Genomic DNA, 17,502 nt, shown 5'->3' on the forward strand with positions numbered 1-17,502 from the left:
ATCCCAGAGACGCCCTAAATGCGGCCGAAGCCCGCCAGGCATGGGTTAGAGGCCATCACGCCAGGTCTTTCGTCAGATGTCTTATAGATGACTCGAACGTGGTTTCGCTGTCAATGCGAATCACTTGCATTGCAATTTGTAAGCGTTTGCCGCTGGTTGTTGGCTGTACAGCTGCGGCGGTAGTTTTTTCCTGGTTTGTTTGCCTGCGCGGCACACAGACACACACCACCGGAAGGGCAAAAAAACAACCTCGCTTCCCTTCGAGTATTCTCATCAGCAAAGCCCCCCGACAGGAGCACACGCACCACGGCGAAACCCCAAAAACCCAACCAGCAGGAGCATCCCAATTGGTAGAGTTTCCGTCTTCGGCGGTTTCAACCTGGGGCGCCGCAGTCGTATTCCTGAACGTCCTGTTGACACGCCTCGGCGTGCCGATCCCCGCGGTTCCAATGCTACTGTTCGCGGGCTCGGCAATCGCTGCCGGCTCGCTGTCTTTCTGGCCGGTCTTCGGCGCCGCCGTGCTCGGTGCGCTCATCGGCGATGGCGCGTGGTTCACGGCGGGCCGCATCTACGGCCGCAAACTGATCTTCGCGCTCAGCCGGCTGTCGCCCGCCATCGATTCGAAACTCGGCAAAGCACGCTCGCTATTCGAGCGCTTCGGCGTTCCGCTCGTGTCGATCTCGAAGTTCGTCCCCGGGCTCGGGCTCATCACCCCGCCATTGATGGGCACGACAGCCGTCGATGCACGCATCTACGCAGCGTGGGACATCGCCGGCGTGACGGCGTGGGCCACCTTCTGGCTGCTCGGCGGCGCCGCGGCAGAACGGCAGCTGCATATGCTGCTCGCGTTCGTCAGAGCACGCGGCGGCACGGTCATCGATATCCTGCTGGCAGCCGCATTGGTGTACCTGGCGTTTCGCCTGCTGCAACGGCGCCGCGAGCGTCGGCGGTTCGCACCCGCAGCACCGGATGCCGATCCGGAAGCCACACCCGCCGGATGGCGCCGCATCGCACCGCCCATGGTCCTGGATGCGCGTCCAGAGGCGCTGGCGCATGAAGCGCCGCGCCGCATCCCCGGCGCGCTGGCGCTCGATCCGCACTCGCCCGAACAGATCGACGGCGCGCTGCTCGTCCATGACACCGTCATTTACTGCATCTGCCCGGACAGCGCGACTGCCGTCGACGTCACGGAACGGATGCGCCGCAACGGCTACACGCGGATTCGCGCACTAAAAGGCGGCCTGGACGCGTGGCAACGGCGCGGCTTTCCCGTCGAGCCACTATCGCCGGTTGACGAACTGACGACCGGCACACGCGTCGCGAAACCACCCGGCGACACGCGCGACGCAGTCACGCTGCGCGGACTCGCGCCACGGCGCAACGAAGGCGCCTGAACACGCGACGCAACAACGCCGGGTGATCGAATCCGGCGCCACGACAAACACCGAACCCGGCCTGCCTGGGTTGATCCGGTCCTCTGGTAATGCACCCCCGCAGTGCGCGGAAAATCTCCGCGAACTTCCCTCCAGGCCCCGTCCCGCATGGGTGTCGCACCCGCTGTCATCATTGCGACACACGGCCCGCTCAGCATCGAATGCTCCGCGACAAACTTCGAGGGCACAGGCCATGCCGGAACTTTCGTACCCGCAACCCGATGCTGCAAGTGGAAAGGGGCGCAATCTCGGCCTCATCATTTTCCTGGTTGTGATCGCTGTGGGTGCCGTTTATTGCGCCACGCATTTGCTGGACGACTTGCAGTCGGTTCACGAAATCTCTGTCCTGCCTTATTTCCTGCTCGCCATCGCACTCCTGATCGCACTCGGTTTCGAGTTCGTCAACGGCTTTCATGACACCGCGAATGCAGTCGCCACTGTGATTTACACACACTCGCTCGCACCCAACATTGCGGTGGTCTGGTCAGGCGCATGGAATTTCCTCGGCGTGCTGACTTCAACCGGCGCGGTGGCGTTCGGCATCCTGCAACTGCTGCCGGTCGAGTTGATCTTGCAAGTGGGCAGCAGCGCCGGCTTTGCGATGGTCTTCGCGCTGCTGATCGCCGCGATCATCTGGAATCTCGGCACCTGGTATTTCGGACTGCCGTCGTCGAGCTCGCATACGCTGATCGGCTCGATTATCGGCGTCGGCCTGATGAATCAGATGCTGCATGGCGCGTCCGGCACCAGCGGCGTCGATTGGAACCAGGCGCTCGGCGTCGGCAAGTCGTTGCTGTTTTCGCCGCTGGTAGGCTTTCTGGCGTCCGGTTTGCTGCTGCTGATCCTGAAGGCCGTGGTGCGCATTCCGGCCTTGTATAACGAGCCGAAGGGCAAGGAACCGCCACCTTTCTGGATTCGCTGCCTGCTGATTCTGACCTGCACGGGCGTTTCGTTCGCGCACGGTTCGAACGACGGCCAGAAAGGCATGGGCCTCATCATGCTGATCCTGATCGGCACGGTGCCGACAGCGTATGCATTGAACAAGGCGGTTACGCCGGCCGAAACGCAAACCTTCCTCGCGGTCTCGCAGCAGGTCTCGGCGACGCTTGCCAAGTACACCAACGGCGCGCCGCCTTCCGCGAATCCGCGCGCCGATGTGGAAGCCTATGTCCGCACCCGCCAATTGACGCCCGCGACGTTGCCGGCCTTGCAGCAACTGGTCGGTCTGATTGGCCAGCAGGTCGGCGCATCGGGATCGATGGCGGCCGTGCCGCAAAGCCTCGTCGATAACGTGCGCAACAATATGTATGTCGCATCAGAAGCGATCCGTCTGATGGACAAGGCCAAACAACCCGCCTTCTCCGCGGACGACGCCAAGGCCATCGACAACTTCAAGGCGCAAACCGATCACGCCACGAAGTTCATCCCGACGTGGGTCAAGGTTGCGGTCGCCATCGCGCTGGGTCTGGGCACGATGGTGGGCTGGAAGCGCATCGTCGTGACGGTCGGCGAGAAGATCGGCAAGCAGCATCTGACCTACGGCCAGGGGGCATCGGCTGAAATGGTGGCCATGCTGACGATCGGCGCGGCCGACGCGTATGGCTTGCCGGTTTCGACAACGCACGTGTTGTCGTCGGGCGTGGCCGGAACCATGGCGGCCAACGGCTCCGGCTTGCAGTGGGCCACCGTGCGCAGCCTGATCCTCGCGTGGGTGCTGACGCTGCCGGTTTCTATCGCGCTGGCCGCGGGCTTGTACTGGTTGTTCCGCATGGTGTTCTAAACCGCCGGGGCCGGTCAGGCGACCGGCCCTCGGAAGCGCTGGCGAAAAATCGGCGCTTAGAAGCTTTTTCCGTTTTCGCCGTTCCGGCAATCAATACACGTCAATACACTTCCGGCACGATCATCGATTGCGGCACCGGCTGGCGAAGGTATTCGGCGTTATAGACCCGCGCAGGCAGTTCGATACTCGGGTGCTCGATCTCGTGATACGGCACCTGGCTCAGCAGATGATGAATGCAGTTCAGCCGTGCGCGCTTCTTGTCGACCGCCTGCACGACCCACCACGGCGCTTCGGGAATGTGCGAGCGTTGCAGCATGACTTCCTTGGCCTGCGTATAGGCTTCCCAGCGGCGCCGGCTTTCCAGATCCATCGGGCTCAGTTTCCACTGCTTGAGCGGATCGTGGATGCGGTTCTGGAAGCGGATTTCCTGCTCTTCGTCGGTGATCGAAAACCAGTATTTGAGTATCTGTACGCCGCTTCTCGCGAGCATCTTTTCGAACTCCGGCACCGAGCGGAAAAATTCCTCGTACTCTTCGTCGCTGCAAAAATTCATCACGCGCTCGACGCCCGCGCGGTTGTACCAGCTGCGATCGAACAGCACCATTTCGCCGCCTGCCGGCAGATGCGAGACGTAGCGCTGGAAATACCACTGCGTGCGTTCGCGGTTATTCGGCGCCGGCAGCGCCGCAACGCGGCACACGCGCGGGTTGAGCCGCTGCGTGATGCGTTTGATCGCGCCGCCCTTGCCGGCCGCATCGCGTCCTTCGAAAATCACCACGAGCCGATGACCGGTCTGTACGATCCAGTCCTGCAGCTTGACGAGCTCGCCCTGCAGCCGGAACAACTCGCGGAAGTACATCTTGCGCGCCTCGCGATGCTCCGGCGTGAAGCCGTCCGAGCCGTCGATAATGCGGTCGTCGACCTCCATTTCGAGCTCCTCGTCGTACGCATCGATGAGGTCTTCCTCGAAACGGCGCTGCCGCTCTGCCAGCAATTCGGCCTCGGGTCTCGAATCCAGCTCTTTCATCGCGGTTCTCCTGGCAACGGAAATGGGTAGGCGCGCGGCGCAAGCGCAGCGCGCACAAATGCGTCGATTATCGAAGCACGAGGTGTCAGCCGTGTTACTTGCCGGGCAACCGCGCGCTTGCACGACGTTTGCATGACGTTCGCAGCGGGTTTGCACGATCCGCGCGCACCGTCGGCCTGCACACCTGGCTGACAACCATGATAGCGAGTTTTGCGCGTCCGGCCCGGCGCTAGCGCAGCGGCTTTGCGAAGCTCAGTTCGTGACCGTCCGGATCGGTAATGTGAAAATATCGCTCGCCCCACGGCGCATCGGACGGTTCGAGCGACGGCTTCAGCCCTGCCGCCAGCGCTTTCCGATAGAGCGCGTCGACATCCGAGACATGGATGATGACGCGGCCCCACCAGTTGACCGGCGCACGCGCATCGACGATCAGATTCAGATACGACCCGCCGAACGCAAACGACGTAAATGCTTCCCGCGGACCGCCGAATTTTATCGGGAAACCGAGCGCTTCATAAAACCGCACCGCGCGCGGCATATCGCCGGTGGCGAGGGTGATGGCGCTGAGCGATTCGATGCGCGGTTCCGGCTGCACGGTCGCAGCGGTCGCTGCGACCGGGGTGGCGGGCGAATTCATGATGGCTGTCTCCTTGGCATGGCAAGCCCATGACGCACCGGGCGCCGGGATTCCCGCAGGCGCGGCGGTGCAGGCTGGCGCAGGAAAGTGTCTCACAGGCAGCGCCTACGCACCGTAGGGTTGCACCGCACTTGAAAACGCACGCGACGTCCCGCATCTGCGTTCCCGATCATCCGGAGCATCGCCATGGGAAGCCGCCCTAGCTTCATCGATGACCTGTCGCGCGCCGCGTCCGACGCCCCCGGGCCAGCCACACTCAATCCGTTATCCGACGACGCTCTGCTCGACGCCTATTCCCGCACCGTCATCGGCGCGCTGGAACGCGTCCAGCAAGCCGTCGCCTTCATTTCCGTCGAGCGCCGGCTGCCGGGCGAAGTGGGTAGCCGCAACACGCGCGGCGGCACCGGCTCCGGCTTCCTGTTCACGCCCGACGGCTACCTGCTCACCAACAGCCACGTCGTGCATGGCGCCACGCACATTCGCGTCACGCTCGCCGACGGCGCGCAATACGATGCCGATCTGGTCGGCGACGACCCGGGCAGCGATCTGGCCGTGCTGCGCATCGGCTCGCCCGAACCGTTGCCGCACGTCGAACTCGGCGAATCGTCGCGGCTCAAGGTCGGGCAGATTGCGATCGCGGTCGGCAATCCGCTCGGGCTCGCGCAAACCGTCACGACCGGCGTGGTGTCGGCGCTCGGCCGCTCGCTGCGCTCGAACTCGGGCCGCATGATCTACGACGTGATCCAGACCGATGCCGCGCTCAATCCGGGCAATTCGGGCGGTCCGCTGATCAATTCGGCGGGCCAGGTCATCGGCGTGAACACCGCGATCATCCCGGGCGCGCAGGCGATCTGCTTCGCCACCGCGATCGACACGGCCAAGTGGGTCATCATGCAGATCTTCGCGTACGGCCGCGTGCGGCGCGCGTACATCGGCGTGGCGGGTATCACGAGGCCGCTGTCGCGCCGCACGCAGCGCTACTTCGGCTTGACGTCCGGGAGCGGCGTACAGGTGATGGAAATCGTCAAAGGCAGCCCGGCCGCAATCGGCGGCCTGCGCACCGACGATACGATCGTCGCGATCGACGCACTCGCAGTGCAAGACGTCGATGGCCTGCAACGCACGCTCGATTCCTCGCGTATCGACAAACCCGTCGACATAACGGTTTTGCGCGGTGCGCAACGGCTCGATTTGACGTTGACGCCGGTCGAGCAGAGCAGCTGATTCACCACTTCCGCCGCAATAAAAAAGCCTCGCGCGAAATCAGCGCGAGGCTTTTCTGTTAAACACGGCACGTCTCCGCGACGCACCGTCCGGCTTGCATCGACCGCTTACTGGATCACCCGCGTCACGCCACGGCCACGCGGATCGGCAGCGGCTTCGGGCGTATCGCCGTTGACCTTGATCGCCTGGATGTCGCCGCTGAAATCCTGCCCCTTCAGCGTGTAGCCCTTGGCTTCGATCTGCTTGGCGAGTTCGCCGTCGATCGGCTTGTACGGCTCCCAGAAGATCGTATTCGGCGGCAACAGCTGATGATGGAAGCGCATCGCGCCAACCGCTTCAGCCAACGGCATGTTGAAGTCGTAAATATTGTTGATCACCTGGAAGATCGACGTGAAGATGCGCGAGCCGCCCGGCGTGCCGATCACGAGCGACACCTTGCCGTCTTTGGTCAGGATGGTCGGACTCATCGACGATAACGGGCGCTTCTTCGGTTCGATCGAATTCGCGTCGCTGCCCACTACGCCGAACATATTGGCAACGCCCGGCTTCGCGGAGAAGTCGTCCATCTCGTCGTTCAGCACGATGCCGGTACGGTCCGCCACCACGCCCGAGCCGAAATAGCCATTGATCGTGTACGTGTTCGACACCGCGTTACCCCACTTGTCGATCACCGAGAAGTGCGTGGTTTCCGCTTTCTCCGGCATCGACGTGCCGAGGCCCGGCTGCACGCTCTTCGTATCCGACGGCGTATTCGGATTGACTTCGGCGGCACGCTTGGCGATGTACGCGTCGTCGGTTAGTTGCGCGATCGGCACCTTGTAGAAGTCCGGGTCGCCGAGATACTGCGCGCGATCGGCGAACACGCGCTTTTCGATTTCCGCGATCAGATGCACGTATTGTGCGGAATTGAGCGCGACGTCCTTGAAGTCAGGCGCGATATCGGCTTTCATCTTCAGCAGTTGCACGAGACCGATACCGCCCGAGCTCGGCGGCGGCGCGGTGTAGACGCGATAACCGTTCCAGTCCGCCTGGATCGGCTGGCGCCACACGGCCTTGTACTGTTGCAGATCGGCCTTCGTAATCAGGCCGTGACCGCGCATTGAAGCCGCGATCAGATCAGCCGTCTTACCGCTATAAAAGTCTTTCGCGCCTTGATCCGAAATGCGCGTGAGCACCGCAGCGAGATCGGGTTGCTTGAAGTTGACGCCCTGCTTCAGATTGCCGAAGTAGGTGTCGAAGTTGGTCTTGCCGGCGAAGTCTTTCGCCGCCTCGTCGCGACGATCCTGCAATTGCTGGCTGACTTCAAAACCCTCGCGTGCATAGTGAATCGACGGCGCAAGCACCTGCTTCCACTTGAGCTTGCCGAAGCGGCGTTGCGCCTGCCACATGCCATCGACGGTGCCTGGCACGCCGACCGCGCGGTAGCCGAACAGGCTCATGCCCTTGATGACTTCGCCCTTGTCGTCGAGGTACATGTTCTTGGTGGCCGCCAGCGGCGCTCGCTCACGATAGTCGAGGAAGTACGGCTTGCCGTCGACATACAGCGTCATGAAACCGCCGCCGCCGATATTGCCTGCTTCCGGATACGTCACGGCAAGCGTGAAGGCAATCGCGACTGCCGCATCGACGGCATTGCCGCCTTCCTTGAAGATCTGCTCAGCGGCGTCGGCGCTGTACTTGTCGGCGACCGCAATGGCGGAAGCCGTGAGAACAGCCGGTTGAGGTTTCGCCGGCGGCTTCGCGACTGCAGGCGTGGCCTCGAGAAAACCGACGGAAACGGAGACGAGTGCAACCAGCGCGAATCCACTGGCAGATGATTTGGCGTTGCGGAACAACCTCATTGAATACCCCCCATGACGACTCTCTCATACGACGACGAAAAAAACTGTCTTGGGCTTATAACATGCGAACCGTCCCGTTGCGAAGCCGCGGCATCCGTAGTGCGCATGCTGCAGCACACAAAAAAGACGCGCAGAAAGGTCCGGTCGAAGCGCTCCGCAGCGGCATGAGCGGCGCAGCACACCGAGCGTTCAGGCGCGGCCCCGGTTGCCGCGCGCGATTTCATCGCCGGCGCCTTGCGGCAAACGCGCAGTCACCGGAATCGACATGAACGAGAACAGGCCGACCACGAGGAACGCCGGCCAGAAGTCGGAGAAGACGATGGTCGAATGACCCTGTACGTTGTGTGAGAGTTGCAGCACGAGACCCGCAATCGTCACGCCGAGCCCCAACGAAATCTGCTGGATCACGCTCGCGACACTCGTCGCGCGGCCGACATCGCGGCTCGGAATATCCGCATACGCCAAGGTGTTCAGCGACGTGAACTGCAACGACGGAAAGAAGCCGCCGAACAGCACGACACACCAGATCAGCCAATGCGGCGTGCCGGGAAAGAACAGTCCGTAGACCGCAATGGCGAGCCCGGCGCAGCCCGCGTTGAACATCAGCACCGTGCGGAAACCGAAGCGTTCAAGAATGCGCGACGCGGCCGCCTTCATGAAGATCGACCCGAACGCTGACGCGCAAGTGATCGACCCGGACTTGAACGCAGTCATGCCCAGCCCTTCCTGCAACGCAAGCGGCAACAGAAACGGCACCGCCCCGAGGCCGATACGAAACAGCGAACCGCCCACCACACTCGCGTGAAAACTTGGAATGCGCAGTAGCCGCAAATCGAGCACCGGCAATTCGACGCGGCTCGCATACAACGCGTAAATCAGCAGCAGCACCAGGCCGAGCCCGCCCATGCCAATCGAAACCGCGTTCGACACCAGCTCGCCGCCCACCAGCGACAAGCCCAGCATGAACAGCGACGCCCCGCTCGCGGACAGCACGAAGCCGGTCCAGTCGAGCCGCCCGGGATGCGCTTCGCGCACGTTCGCGATGTGCTTGTTCGCAAGCCAGATGCCGAGCAGGCCAATCGGAATGTTGATGAAGAAGATCAGACGCCAGTGCAGATACGTCGTGATGAAGCCGCCGAGCGGCGGCCCGACCACCGGCCCGAGCAGTGCGGGCACCGTCAGATAGTTGACCGCGCGAATGAAGTCCGACTTCGGCATCGAGCGGAAAATGATGATGCGACCGACCGGCACCATCATCGCGCCGCCGATGCCCTGCACGAAGCGGGCAAACACGAAGGTGCCGAGCGACGTGGAGGCCGCGCACATCAGCGAGCCGGCCATGAAGATGCCGATTGCCGTGCGAAACACCGTGCGGGACCCGAAGCGGTCCGCGACCCAGCCGCAGATTGGAATGAAGACGCCGAGGCCGATGACATAAGCCGTCACGGCGAGCTTGAGGGTGATGGGATCCTGGCCGAGATCGCGCGCCAGAACCGGCAGCGACGTCACGATGACCGTGCCGTCCACGTTTTCCATGAACATGGCACACGCGACGATCAACGGAACGATGAAAGTGCCTAAAGCGAGAGGCATTGGCATGACGACGGCGTGCTAAGCCGTCGGCGTAAAGCCGCGATTATCGCATCGCATCGACAACAGATGGTGTTGCAGCGGCCTGTTATTCAGGCCCGCCCCTTAACGCGGCGCGCTGACCAGCGGTTGCAGCTGCGGCAGAATCTCGGTGCTCGCGCGGGCGACGTCGTTCGGGAAGTCGATTTCGATCCACGGCGCGCCGGTCACGTCAGCCGTATCGAACACCTGGCTGTGTTCCAGCAGCAGGTCGCGCACGGCTTCTTCGTGAGGCATGTTGGCCCGGCCGCTATCGACATAACCGGCAACGATCTGCGCAAAGCGCCGGGCAGCTTCTTCGCGGAAGCGGAAGAACCCCACCGATTCGCCGATCGTGTCGTACTCGAGATTGACCGCGAGCTGTTTGCGCAATTCGACCGGCACGCCGTCTTTGAGGCACAGCTTGACGGGTTCGTCGCCGGCTTCGAATTCACGGTCGATCAGCAGACGGTTGACCGTCTCGCCCGCCACCAGCGCGCTGAGGATGCGCTCGTCGTACAGCACGTCGGCGTCCATCAGCAGCACGTCGCCGCCGCGCGTCAACGCCTCGGCCACCGTGTGCACCGTCAGCACGCTGCCCAGGTCGAAACGCGGATTCAGCACGGTTTCCACCCGATGCGGCCAGTCGATCCGCTGCAGTTCCGCTTGTACCGACTCCGGCTGGAAACCGAGCGCCAGCACGACATCCGTCACGCCGGCCGTTTCAAGCATTTGCAGATGCCGTTCGAGCAGGCTCATGCCGTCGAACTGCAACAGACACTTCGGGAACTGTGCCTGCGGCGGTTGCTGGAGACGCAGGCCGAGGCCCGCTGCGAGGATGATGGCACGCATGCGCGGTCCTTTGAAAAAGTACGGACTAGTCGGCAGCCGGCACGCGCGCCGTGGCGCGCCGCCGTTGCCAGCTTCGTTCGTTGAAGTGCAAAACCAGCAGACCCGGCAGGCCCAGCAGGATTTCGCGAGCGCGCTTGGCCAGCGACAACGCCAGCGCCGCATCCGGCGGCAAACCGGCCAGCGGCGCGAGCAGCAGATAACCGCCCTCCTGCACGCCGAGCGAGCCGGGAATCATGAACGCCGCGCCGCGGATCGCCTGCCCGAGGCTTTCCAGCAGCAACGCATCGAGCCAATCGACCGGATGGCCGAGAAAGCGCAGCGCGAGCCACACCTCGACCGTGCCGACGATCCAGCCCAGCAGGCTCAGCGCGAAACTGAGCGCGACGCGGCGGCGTTCGCGGTAGATCGCCTGCACGGCGGCGTCGACGGCTTCGGCGCGCGTCATGAGCGCTGACCAGTCGTGCTTGCCGAACATCCTCGAGACGACGCCCAGCAAACGGCCGAACAAGCCGCGCCGCTGCGCGTAGTAAAAGCCTGCGATCAGCGCGGCCAGCACGCCGGTGGCGAGCAGCGTTGCGGTTCGCAGATCGTGCAGCGCGCCGTGCGCGGCGTAGGTGCCGAACAGCAGCAGCCCGAGCAGCGCGAAAACGATTTGCGCGAGCGCCTGTGCAGTCGTGCTGACGGTGATCGCGGCAGCCGCATCTCGCATCCGCATGCCGCGCTGCGAAAGTTGCCGCACCATCACCACCGGACCGCCGATCTGGCCGGCCGGCAACAGGCTATTGACCGATTCGCCGATCCAGCGTGCGAACAGCGCGTCGCGCAGCGTCAGATTGCGATGCACGCCGTCGCGATGACGCTGGAACAGCACCGAAATCGCGCCGGCGTCGAGCACCAGCGGCACGAGGTGAAACGCCGCGACGAGCACGAGACCCCAGCCCGCCGCGAGCAGCGTCGAGGCGACCGAACCGAAACCCTGCCATGCGAGCAGGCCGACAAAGAGCGCCGTCCCGAACGACAGCAGAATCAGGGCCACGCGCGTCATGCGGGGTCCTTGCCGCGCCTGGTCATCTGACGGAAAACCTGACGGAAGCCGAAGTACGCGATCGCGTCCTTCATGTTCGAGATGAAACGGCGCCACGGCCGCATGTTCGGGTCGGTAACGTATTCGAACGTCAGCGACACGCGCATTTCGTTTGCGCCGGCCGGCGTGACTCGATGACGCAGCTTGTCGCCGTCGAAGAACACCAGACCGCCCGGCGGAATCTGCACTGAACCCGGCTGATCCGGCACATCCGGATTGCGCGTATGCAATTCGTAGTCGAGCCGGCACGACGATTCGTCGATCACGCCGAGCAGCAGCGTGTAGCGGCGGCCGTCATAGTACGAAGTGTCGTAATGCCAGCCGATGTGGTCGCCGGCGCGGGTGTAGTAGTACAGCGCGTATGCGTGCGGATCGTCCGCGGGCGACACTTGCAGCTTGTCGCCGCTCAGTTGCTCGAGCCAGCCGATCAACGCTTTCGAACGGTACAGCTCGGCGATGAATGGCGCGAGGCGGTCGATGGTATGACGGCTCACGCTGCCGCCCTGCTTGTGACCCGGCAGATAATTGCGGTTCACTTCGTCGAGGAGCTCGCGGGCGTTCTGGACGAGCTGGGCGGTGACTTCGGGCGCGAGGAAGTCTTCCAGATACAGGAACGCGTCCTGATCGGCGAAATCCTTGCGCAGACGCGGATTGTCGAACGTGCGCGTGCGGCTTGCGACCGCGCGGTCGGCATTGGGTGCAACGGCGGCCGGCGACGAACCGGGCAAACGTTCTGAAGATGGCGAGATCACGTCTTCTTCGGCGTGCATGCTCATTCGCTGGCCCACATTTGACGGGATTTAGAAGCCTCGGAAGCGCTGGCGGCCGTCGCCGCCGAACGAGCGGCCCGGCGCGCGGTGCGCCGGAAGTCGACAATCACCCAGATCGCAAAGAGCGGCGCGCCGATCGACGCTGCCACGATAAATGGCGTCACGACACTCGTCAGCGTGACGATCGGCAGCAGATACAGCACGTCTTCGGTTTCGAAACCGCCGACCGATGCCTGCCGGGTGCCCGCTTTGCCCGCCATTTCCTCGCTGCGCATGCGCAGGAAGAAAATCAACGCGACCGCGACGCCGGCCACGGCGCCCAGCAGACCGGGCGCTACAGCCGGCTCGTCGGCGCGCGCTGCTTCGACACCCACGCCCATGCCGACAAACAACATGACAGTCACGACGGCATCGCATGCGAGGTCGTAAAAATGACCGATCCGGCTCGACTTGCCGCCAACGCGCGCGAGTTCGCCGTCCGTGTGATCGACGAAGTTCGACAGTACGATCAGGAAAGCCCCCGCATTGGCCCATGCAAAGCCGCCGTGAGCCAGACACAGCGTGCCGGCGACGCCGATCAGCAAGCGTAGTGTGGTGAGGTGATTCGGCGTGACCCATGTGTTCACGAGCGGGGTCACGAGCCGGCGAGCGAGCCGCGCGTCCCACATTCTGGGCTGCGGCACGTCGATAGGAGTTTTTTGTTGCGAATTCATAATCCGGAAATATATATGGGATTTTGAAAGCTTGCTTTCGCCATGCAAGCTTCCCGGAGACCCATTCGTGACCGCAATCTGGCTGCGGCAAAGCAAGATTTGCCGAATCGAGATAAAGTGCGAGTCCAGTTGCGCCTGTAACGCCGGATTTTTCGATGCGCAACGTCCTTCGGGTCCCGACCAATAGCCGCCCGTTGCGAACTCACTACATCGAATACGGGTCGCCATTCACGCTTATGAAACGCTTCTTTTCCTCTGTACTCCTTGCGCTGTCTGCTGCGGCGCTGCCGCTCACCGGCCATGCCGCCGCACTCGATGCACCGTTGACGTGCAATGAGAGCGGCCACCAGTTCATCGCCGACCTCGCTCAGCTGCAGATGATCGATCCGAAGCCAATGCGGGTGGAGAGCAATTCGATCAACGCATTCTCGCCGGCCCAGGGCGCTGAGCTGACCGCATTCGGCTTTCACGTATTCGCAGTGGTCGGCTACGAGAAAGACGACCCGATGTTTCGCGTCGGAGATGGCGAACCGGTCGCCCAATCCGCTTACGGCGTGGTGGTATTCGGCGGCGAGTCCAAGGTGCAGAGCGCGATTGCCGGTGCCGGCAGCACAGCCATCGTGCATCGCGTGGCGCCGCTCGTGACGGCGATTTTCTGCAAGCGGAGCTGAGGAGCGGCCGTCAGATACCCCACCGACGCGCCGGATTAGCCCGGCCGGCGAAACTCGTTTTCGACCCACGCAGCGGCGCTCGCCTTGCTGAGCTTGAAATTCGGCGCGACCTGTACTTGCGCGAGCTGTTCGCCGAAGGCGTCGAGCGCGGTCAACAGCGCGTACGGCTCGTCTTCATCGGGGACGATATCCAGCGTGATGTCGAGTTCGTCTTCGCCGTTGGCCACTCGCACCTCTTTATGTAACTGCGCGCGCAATTGCTGCTCATGGCGGCGCAGCACTTCCGACGCGGTTTTCACGAGCGTGTTGAACGCCGACGTGTCGAGCGGCTTCGGATCTTTCTTGTTGCGGCCCATGGTCCATGGGCCGACGAGCGCCGGTTCCGGCTCGCCGTCCTTGATCATTTCGACGGCCCAGCCGTCGTCGTCCTCGTTTTTGATGACGCGCGCGGTCCAGCCATCGTCGCGCCACAGACGCGCTTCGTGCTGGGTTTCGGGCATTTCAGACGAGCCTTCCGTCGTGGAATCGGCAGCGGTGTCGGACGAAGGAAGGGGTGTATCGGTCATTGCAGGTTCACTCACGGTCGCGGGGCTCAAACACATCTCAAGCACGTGATTCTACCCGCCCCGCACGCGCCGAACGCGGCGCTATGACGAACGGACAAGTCCGGAAGAGAACACCGTTAATCGAAACAATCTATTTCGCCTCTTTGTTGGAACTTATAAATCAATTATAAAAAGACGAAAAAAAACGCGGCTCGAAAGCCGCGCATGGAAAGATGAAAAAGACACCCTTGGTCAAAGGGTAAGTGAATTGTAGAACCAGATTTCACAGAGAAAGACCACATGAACTGGAAGAGTCCGTTGCAGAAAGGCGGGTGAATCGTACATTGCGAAATATTACGCCCCAATCCATGCAGGACAAAGCGCAGCAAGGCCGTCGCGATCGAGCAACATCAGAAAGATTGACAGGCAACTCGCGAATAGCGGCTCAAACATATTTTTTCTTTATTTACCTGTACTTACACAATTCAAATTCGCTATTCCGTATTCGCCAATACATTTTTGCGCCATATGCGATAAAAGAAATGAATGACAGGAATACACTTCGCAGCGGATCGCCTGGCTGCCGGCGGGATCGGCGGTGAGCACTGAAATGCGATTCTCTAATGCACTGTCTCGGAGTTACTAAACATGAAAAAAACCCTCATCGTCGCGGGCATCATGGGCGCGTTTGCTGTCACCGCTCAAGCGCAAAGCAGCGTCACGTTATACGGCACGCTGGACGCCGGTCTCGTCTACTCGAACAACCAGGGCGGCCACAGCAACTGGCAGCAAGGCAGTGGTTCGGTGTCGAATACCTACTTCGGCCTGCGCGGCAGTGAAGACCTCGGTGGCGGTCTGCATGCGATCTTCACGTTGGAAAACGGTTTCAATCTGAACAACGGCCAGTACTCGGAAAGCAGCACGATGTTCAATCGCCAGGCTTTCGTCGGTTTGAAGAGCGACCAGTACGGCGCGCTGACGCTCGGCCGTCAGTATGACTCCGTGGTCGACTTCCTGGCGCCGCTGTCGGAGGCGGGCGCGGGCTACGGCAACAATCTGGCCGCTCACCCGTTCGATAACGACAATCTCGACAACTCGTTCTCGATCAAGAACGCCGTGAAGTACACGAGCGCGAATTACGCCGGCCTCAAGTTCGGCGGCCTGTACGGCTTCAGCAACTCCGCCGGCCAGTTCTCGGACAACCGCGCATGGAGCGCCGGTGCTTCGTATGACAACGGCCCGTTGAGCGTTGCTGCTGCTTACCTGCAACTGAACAACTCGGGCAGTTCCAACCTGAGCGGCGCCGTGTCGCAAGGCAACGGCACCGCGGCTGTCGCGGCCAACCTGCAACGCACGTTCGGCGCGGGCATCAACTACACGTATGGCCCGGCAACCGCCGGCTTCGTGTACACGCATACGCAACTGGACGGCATCACCGGCGTGGACGTCGGCGGCACGACGCTGCCTGGCGTCGCGGGCACAAACCTGCACCTGGACAACTACGAGCTGAACGGCCGCTATGCATTGACACCCGCTCTGAGCCTCGCGGCTTCGTACACGTTCACCGACGGCAAGATGTCGGGTTCGAACGGCTCGGGTGATCCGAAGTGGCACACGGTGTCGCTGCAAGGCGACTACTCGCTGAGCAAGCGTACCGACGTGTACCTGGAAGGCGTGTACCAGCACGCATCGGGCCAACTCGGCAACTTCGGCTCGAACGTCGCGGCAATCAACACGCTCGCGCCGTCGTCGACCGGCAACCAGGTTGCTGCGGCTGTCGGCTTGCGTCACCGTTTCTAAGTTTTTCAGGCAGTACGTGCAGGCCGGATGTACCGATCCGGTTTGCAGCCCAACCCGCGCGCGACGCGATCACGTGCGGGTTTTTTCTTGGAGCCCAGGTGTCGACACGTTACGTTTTGACACGTAGTGGTAGCTGCAGCGCAAGCGCGTGGTGGTTATACTGGGCGCGGCTGCCTTCCTCGCTGCGACGTCGTTGCGGCTGAACGGCGGCTTCGCCGCGAAGCATGGCGTTACGGTGAATCTCGTCGCGCTTCGCCCGCGCCCCAAGTTCCCGTGCACGACCGGGGACGCCGACGACCGGACCATGAAAAAACACCTCCTGCTTGCTCCCGTTGTTGTTCTACTCGCCGCCTGCGGTTCTTCCGGCGGCCCCGCGCAAGATGCGTCCCAGCCGATGGTGTATGTGTCTTCGCCGCGTGCGCCTGCCGATATCGCCGATTGCCTCCATCACCGCTTGTCGCGCGTGCGCGTGTCGCGTGCCGGCGGCGCGACTGAAATCGCGGTCGGCTCGGATTCGAACCACTCATATTTCGTCACGCTGACGCCGTTGAACGCCGGCTCGGTCATCAAGGTGATGCGCCCGGCGAATGCACCGGACGATCCACCGGAAGCGGAAATGCGCTTCGATATTGCGCGTTGCGCGACTTGAGATTTTTGCCGCGCTGTTTTGTAGCGCTGTTCGTCGTGCCCCGCTCGCGTCGGCGCGTGATTTTTCGAAGTCGCGCTTTGGCTATTTTTTTACGCGCGCATCTGCGAGCATAGCCGCCCTTTGTCTTTCATGCGGCGCGTTGCGTCGCGAGTTTCGATGGCATCCAATAAAGCACATCACGCGACGGGTTTTGCGGCCGGCGTCATCGCGGCGGCTATCGTTGCGCGCACGGGCGGCGGCAGGTCGTTTCATATCGGCGTGCTGTTGAGTTTCGTTGCCGGCGTGGCCGGGAGCACGGCGCCGGACTGGCTCGAAGTGGCCTGGTGGTCGCGGGCGCGGCGGCTGTGGATCACGCATCGCACGCTGACGCATTGGGGCGTTGGCTGGCTGGCGTTGCTGGCTTTTTCCTATCACTGGCTCGGGCATTCGGTGTATGCCGCGCCGGCGTTTGGGTTTGCCTGCGGTGGGTTGATGCATTTGCTTGCTGATTGGCCGAATCCGCTCGGCGTGCCGTGGGTCGCTGGGCGTCATTCGTTGAATTTGTGGAACAGTGGGCACTGCGATTTAATTGTTGTCGCCGCTTCGTGGGTTGCCGCCTGGTTTGTCGGCGAGCATGTCTGGTTGCATGGTTTTTCGCTGCTGCGGCATTTGAAAATGGGATAAGCGGTTGTTGATTTGCCTACGGCGTTCGTGTGCCTACAGTGTTGGCACACAGCAGGGAAAGACCAACGCCGCGGGCACACAGAAGAGTCGCGCCGCCAAAGGCAAAAAAACCGGAATCTCCGTTGTGGACTTGTCCACAGAAATTGTTCGCAAGCCTGTGGATATCCTGCGCACGAGTCACGCAAGTGATTGACCTCATTCAGAT

The 17,502-nt window shown here is 62.3% G+C and carries 16 protein-coding genes; 7 read left to right on the forward strand and 9 right to left on the reverse strand.

Annotated elements, in window-relative coordinates; genetic code table 11:
• The first annotated feature begins 347 nt into the window (after positions 1-347).
• Together SB772_RS30405 and SB772_RS30410 are read left to right on the forward strand one after the other, a co-directional pair.
• Positions 348-1,394: a VTT domain-containing protein gene (locus SB772_RS30405; protein ID WP_410836862.1), complete on the forward strand. Its 1,047-nt coding sequence runs from the start codon at positions 348-350 to the stop codon at positions 1,392-1,394.
• 232 nt (positions 1,395-1,626) lie between these two features.
• Complete coding sequence (locus tag SB772_RS30410; RefSeq protein WP_410836863.1) at positions 1,627-3,213, forward strand: inorganic phosphate transporter; 1,587 nt, start codon at positions 1,627-1,629, stop codon at positions 3,211-3,213.
• A gap of 100 nt (positions 3,214-3,313) precedes the next feature.
• Here the strand turns inward: SB772_RS30410 and ppk2 are convergent, their stop codons facing one another.
• Together ppk2 and SB772_RS30420 are read right to left on the reverse strand one after the other, a co-directional pair.
• Positions 3,314-4,240 (reverse strand): polyphosphate kinase 2, encoded by a 927-nt coding sequence (gene ppk2 / locus SB772_RS30415; RefSeq protein WP_410836864.1) that lies wholly within the window; start codon positions 4,238-4,240, stop codon positions 3,314-3,316.
• Between the two features lie 229 nt (positions 4,241-4,469).
• On the reverse strand, positions 4,470-4,877 hold the full coding sequence (locus SB772_RS30420) for a VOC family protein (RefSeq protein WP_410836865.1): 408 nt from the start codon (positions 4,875-4,877) through the stop codon (positions 4,470-4,472).
• 186 nt (positions 4,878-5,063) lie between these two features.
• On the opposite strand from SB772_RS30420, the gene SB772_RS30425 reads away from it, so the two are divergent.
• Positions 5,064-6,101, forward strand: a complete 1,038-nt coding sequence (locus SB772_RS30425; protein ID WP_410836866.1) for a S1C family serine protease — start codon at positions 5,064-5,066, stop codon at positions 6,099-6,101.
• Between the two features lie 107 nt (positions 6,102-6,208).
• Here SB772_RS30425 and ggt read toward each other — a convergent pair whose 3' ends face one another.
• The 6 genes from ggt to SB772_RS30455 form a co-directional block, all read right to left on the reverse strand.
• Positions 6,209-7,942: a gamma-glutamyltransferase gene (gene ggt, locus SB772_RS30430; protein WP_410836867.1), complete on the reverse strand. Its 1,734-nt coding sequence runs from the start codon at positions 7,940-7,942 to the stop codon at positions 6,209-6,211.
• Between the two features lie 189 nt (positions 7,943-8,131).
• The gene (locus SB772_RS30435) at positions 8,132-9,535 is read right to left on the reverse strand and encodes an MFS transporter (RefSeq protein WP_410836967.1); all 1,404 of its coding nucleotides are present in this window, start codon (positions 9,533-9,535) and stop codon (positions 8,132-8,134) included.
• Between the two features lie 102 nt (positions 9,536-9,637).
• On the reverse strand, positions 9,638-10,402 hold the full coding sequence (locus tag SB772_RS30440; RefSeq protein ID WP_410836868.1) for an NTP transferase domain-containing protein: 765 nt from the start codon (positions 10,400-10,402) through the stop codon (positions 9,638-9,640).
• 25 nt (positions 10,403-10,427) lie between these two features.
• Complete coding sequence (locus SB772_RS30445; RefSeq protein WP_410836869.1) at positions 10,428-11,447, reverse strand: flippase-like domain-containing protein; 1,020 nt, start codon at positions 11,445-11,447, stop codon at positions 10,428-10,430.
• Complete coding sequence (locus SB772_RS30450; protein ID WP_410836870.1) at positions 11,444-12,262, reverse strand: 2OG-Fe(II) oxygenase; 819 nt, start codon at positions 12,260-12,262, stop codon at positions 11,444-11,446. The genes SB772_RS30445 and SB772_RS30450 overlap by 4 nt, the downstream gene beginning before the upstream one ends.
• Positions 12,259-12,969: a CDP-alcohol phosphatidyltransferase family protein gene (locus SB772_RS30455; RefSeq protein WP_410836871.1), complete on the reverse strand. Its 711-nt coding sequence runs from the start codon at positions 12,967-12,969 to the stop codon at positions 12,259-12,261. Before SB772_RS30455 ends, SB772_RS30450 begins: the two co-directional genes overlap by 4 nt.
• 236 nt (positions 12,970-13,205) lie before the next feature.
• Between SB772_RS30455 and SB772_RS30460 the strand changes: the two genes are divergently transcribed.
• Complete coding sequence (locus SB772_RS30460) at positions 13,206-13,640, forward strand: hypothetical protein (RefSeq protein WP_410836968.1); 435 nt, start codon at positions 13,206-13,208, stop codon at positions 13,638-13,640.
• A gap of 35 nt (positions 13,641-13,675) precedes the next feature.
• Here the strand turns inward: SB772_RS30460 and SB772_RS30465 are convergent, their stop codons facing one another.
• On the reverse strand, positions 13,676-14,206 hold the full coding sequence (locus tag SB772_RS30465; RefSeq protein WP_410836872.1) for a hypothetical protein: 531 nt from the start codon (positions 14,204-14,206) through the stop codon (positions 13,676-13,678).
• A gap of 627 nt (positions 14,207-14,833) precedes the next feature.
• Between SB772_RS30465 and SB772_RS30470 the strand changes: the two genes are divergently transcribed.
• The 3 genes from SB772_RS30470 (at position 14,834) to SB772_RS30480 (ending at position 17,297) form a co-directional block, all read left to right on the forward strand.
• Positions 14,834-15,985: a porin gene (locus SB772_RS30470; RefSeq protein ID WP_410836873.1), complete on the forward strand. Its 1,152-nt coding sequence runs from the start codon at positions 14,834-14,836 to the stop codon at positions 15,983-15,985.
• Positions 15,986-16,133: 148 nt separating this feature from the next.
• On the forward strand, positions 16,134-16,634 hold the full coding sequence (locus SB772_RS30475; RefSeq protein ID WP_410836874.1) for a hypothetical protein: 501 nt from the start codon (positions 16,134-16,136) through the stop codon (positions 16,632-16,634).
• A 156-nt stretch (positions 16,635-16,790) separates the two neighbouring features.
• The gene (locus SB772_RS30480; RefSeq protein ID WP_410836875.1) at positions 16,791-17,297 is read left to right on the forward strand and encodes a metal-dependent hydrolase; all 507 of its coding nucleotides are present in this window, start codon (positions 16,791-16,793) and stop codon (positions 17,295-17,297) included.
• Positions 17,298-17,502: the final 205 nt, after the last annotated feature.

The organism is Paraburkholderia sp. SIMBA_030 (assembly GCF_046535245.1).
Lineage (GTDB): Bacteria > Pseudomonadota > Gammaproteobacteria > Burkholderiales > Burkholderiaceae > Paraburkholderia.

Bases quoted from the DNA above. Each gene is read 5' to 3' on its own strand.
- SB772_RS30410 (WP_410836863.1), top strand. From the start codon at position 1,627: ATGCCGGAACTTTCGTACCCGCAACCCGATGCTGCAAGTGGAAAGGGG.
- ppk2 (WP_410836864.1), bottom strand. From the start codon at position 4,240: ATGAAAGAGCTGGATTCGAGACCCGAGGCCGAATTGCTGGCAGAGCGG.
- SB772_RS30420 (WP_410836865.1), bottom strand. From the start codon at position 4,877: ATGAATTCGCCCGCCACCCCGGTCGCAGCGACCGCTGCGACCGTGCAG.
- SB772_RS30425 (WP_410836866.1), top strand. From the start codon at position 5,064: ATGGGAAGCCGCCCTAGCTTCATCGATGACCTGTCGCGCGCCGCGTCC.
- ggt (WP_410836867.1), bottom strand. From the start codon at position 7,942: ATGAGGTTGTTCCGCAACGCCAAATCATCTGCCAGTGGATTCGCGCTG.
- SB772_RS30435 (WP_410836967.1), bottom strand. From the start codon at position 9,535: ATGCCTCTCGCTTTAGGCACTTTCATCGTTCCGTTGATCGTCGCGTGT.
- SB772_RS30440 (WP_410836868.1), bottom strand. From the start codon at position 10,402: ATGCGTGCCATCATCCTCGCAGCGGGCCTCGGCCTGCGTCTCCAGCAA.
- SB772_RS30445 (WP_410836869.1), bottom strand. From the start codon at position 11,447: ATGACGCGCGTGGCCCTGATTCTGCTGTCGTTCGGGACGGCGCTCTTT.
- SB772_RS30450 (WP_410836870.1), bottom strand. From the start codon at position 12,262: ATGAGCATGCACGCCGAAGAAGACGTGATCTCGCCATCTTCAGAACGT.
- SB772_RS30455 (WP_410836871.1), bottom strand. From the start codon at position 12,969: ATGAATTCGCAACAAAAAACTCCTATCGACGTGCCGCAGCCCAGAATG.
- SB772_RS30460 (WP_410836968.1), top strand. From the start codon at position 13,206: ATGAAACGCTTCTTTTCCTCTGTACTCCTTGCGCTGTCTGCTGCGGCG.
- SB772_RS30465 (WP_410836872.1), bottom strand. From the start codon at position 14,206: ATGACCGATACACCCCTTCCTTCGTCCGACACCGCTGCCGATTCCACG.
- SB772_RS30470 (WP_410836873.1), top strand. From the start codon at position 14,834: ATGAAAAAAACCCTCATCGTCGCGGGCATCATGGGCGCGTTTGCTGTC.
- SB772_RS30480 (WP_410836875.1), top strand. From the start codon at position 16,791: ATGGCATCCAATAAAGCACATCACGCGACGGGTTTTGCGGCCGGCGTC.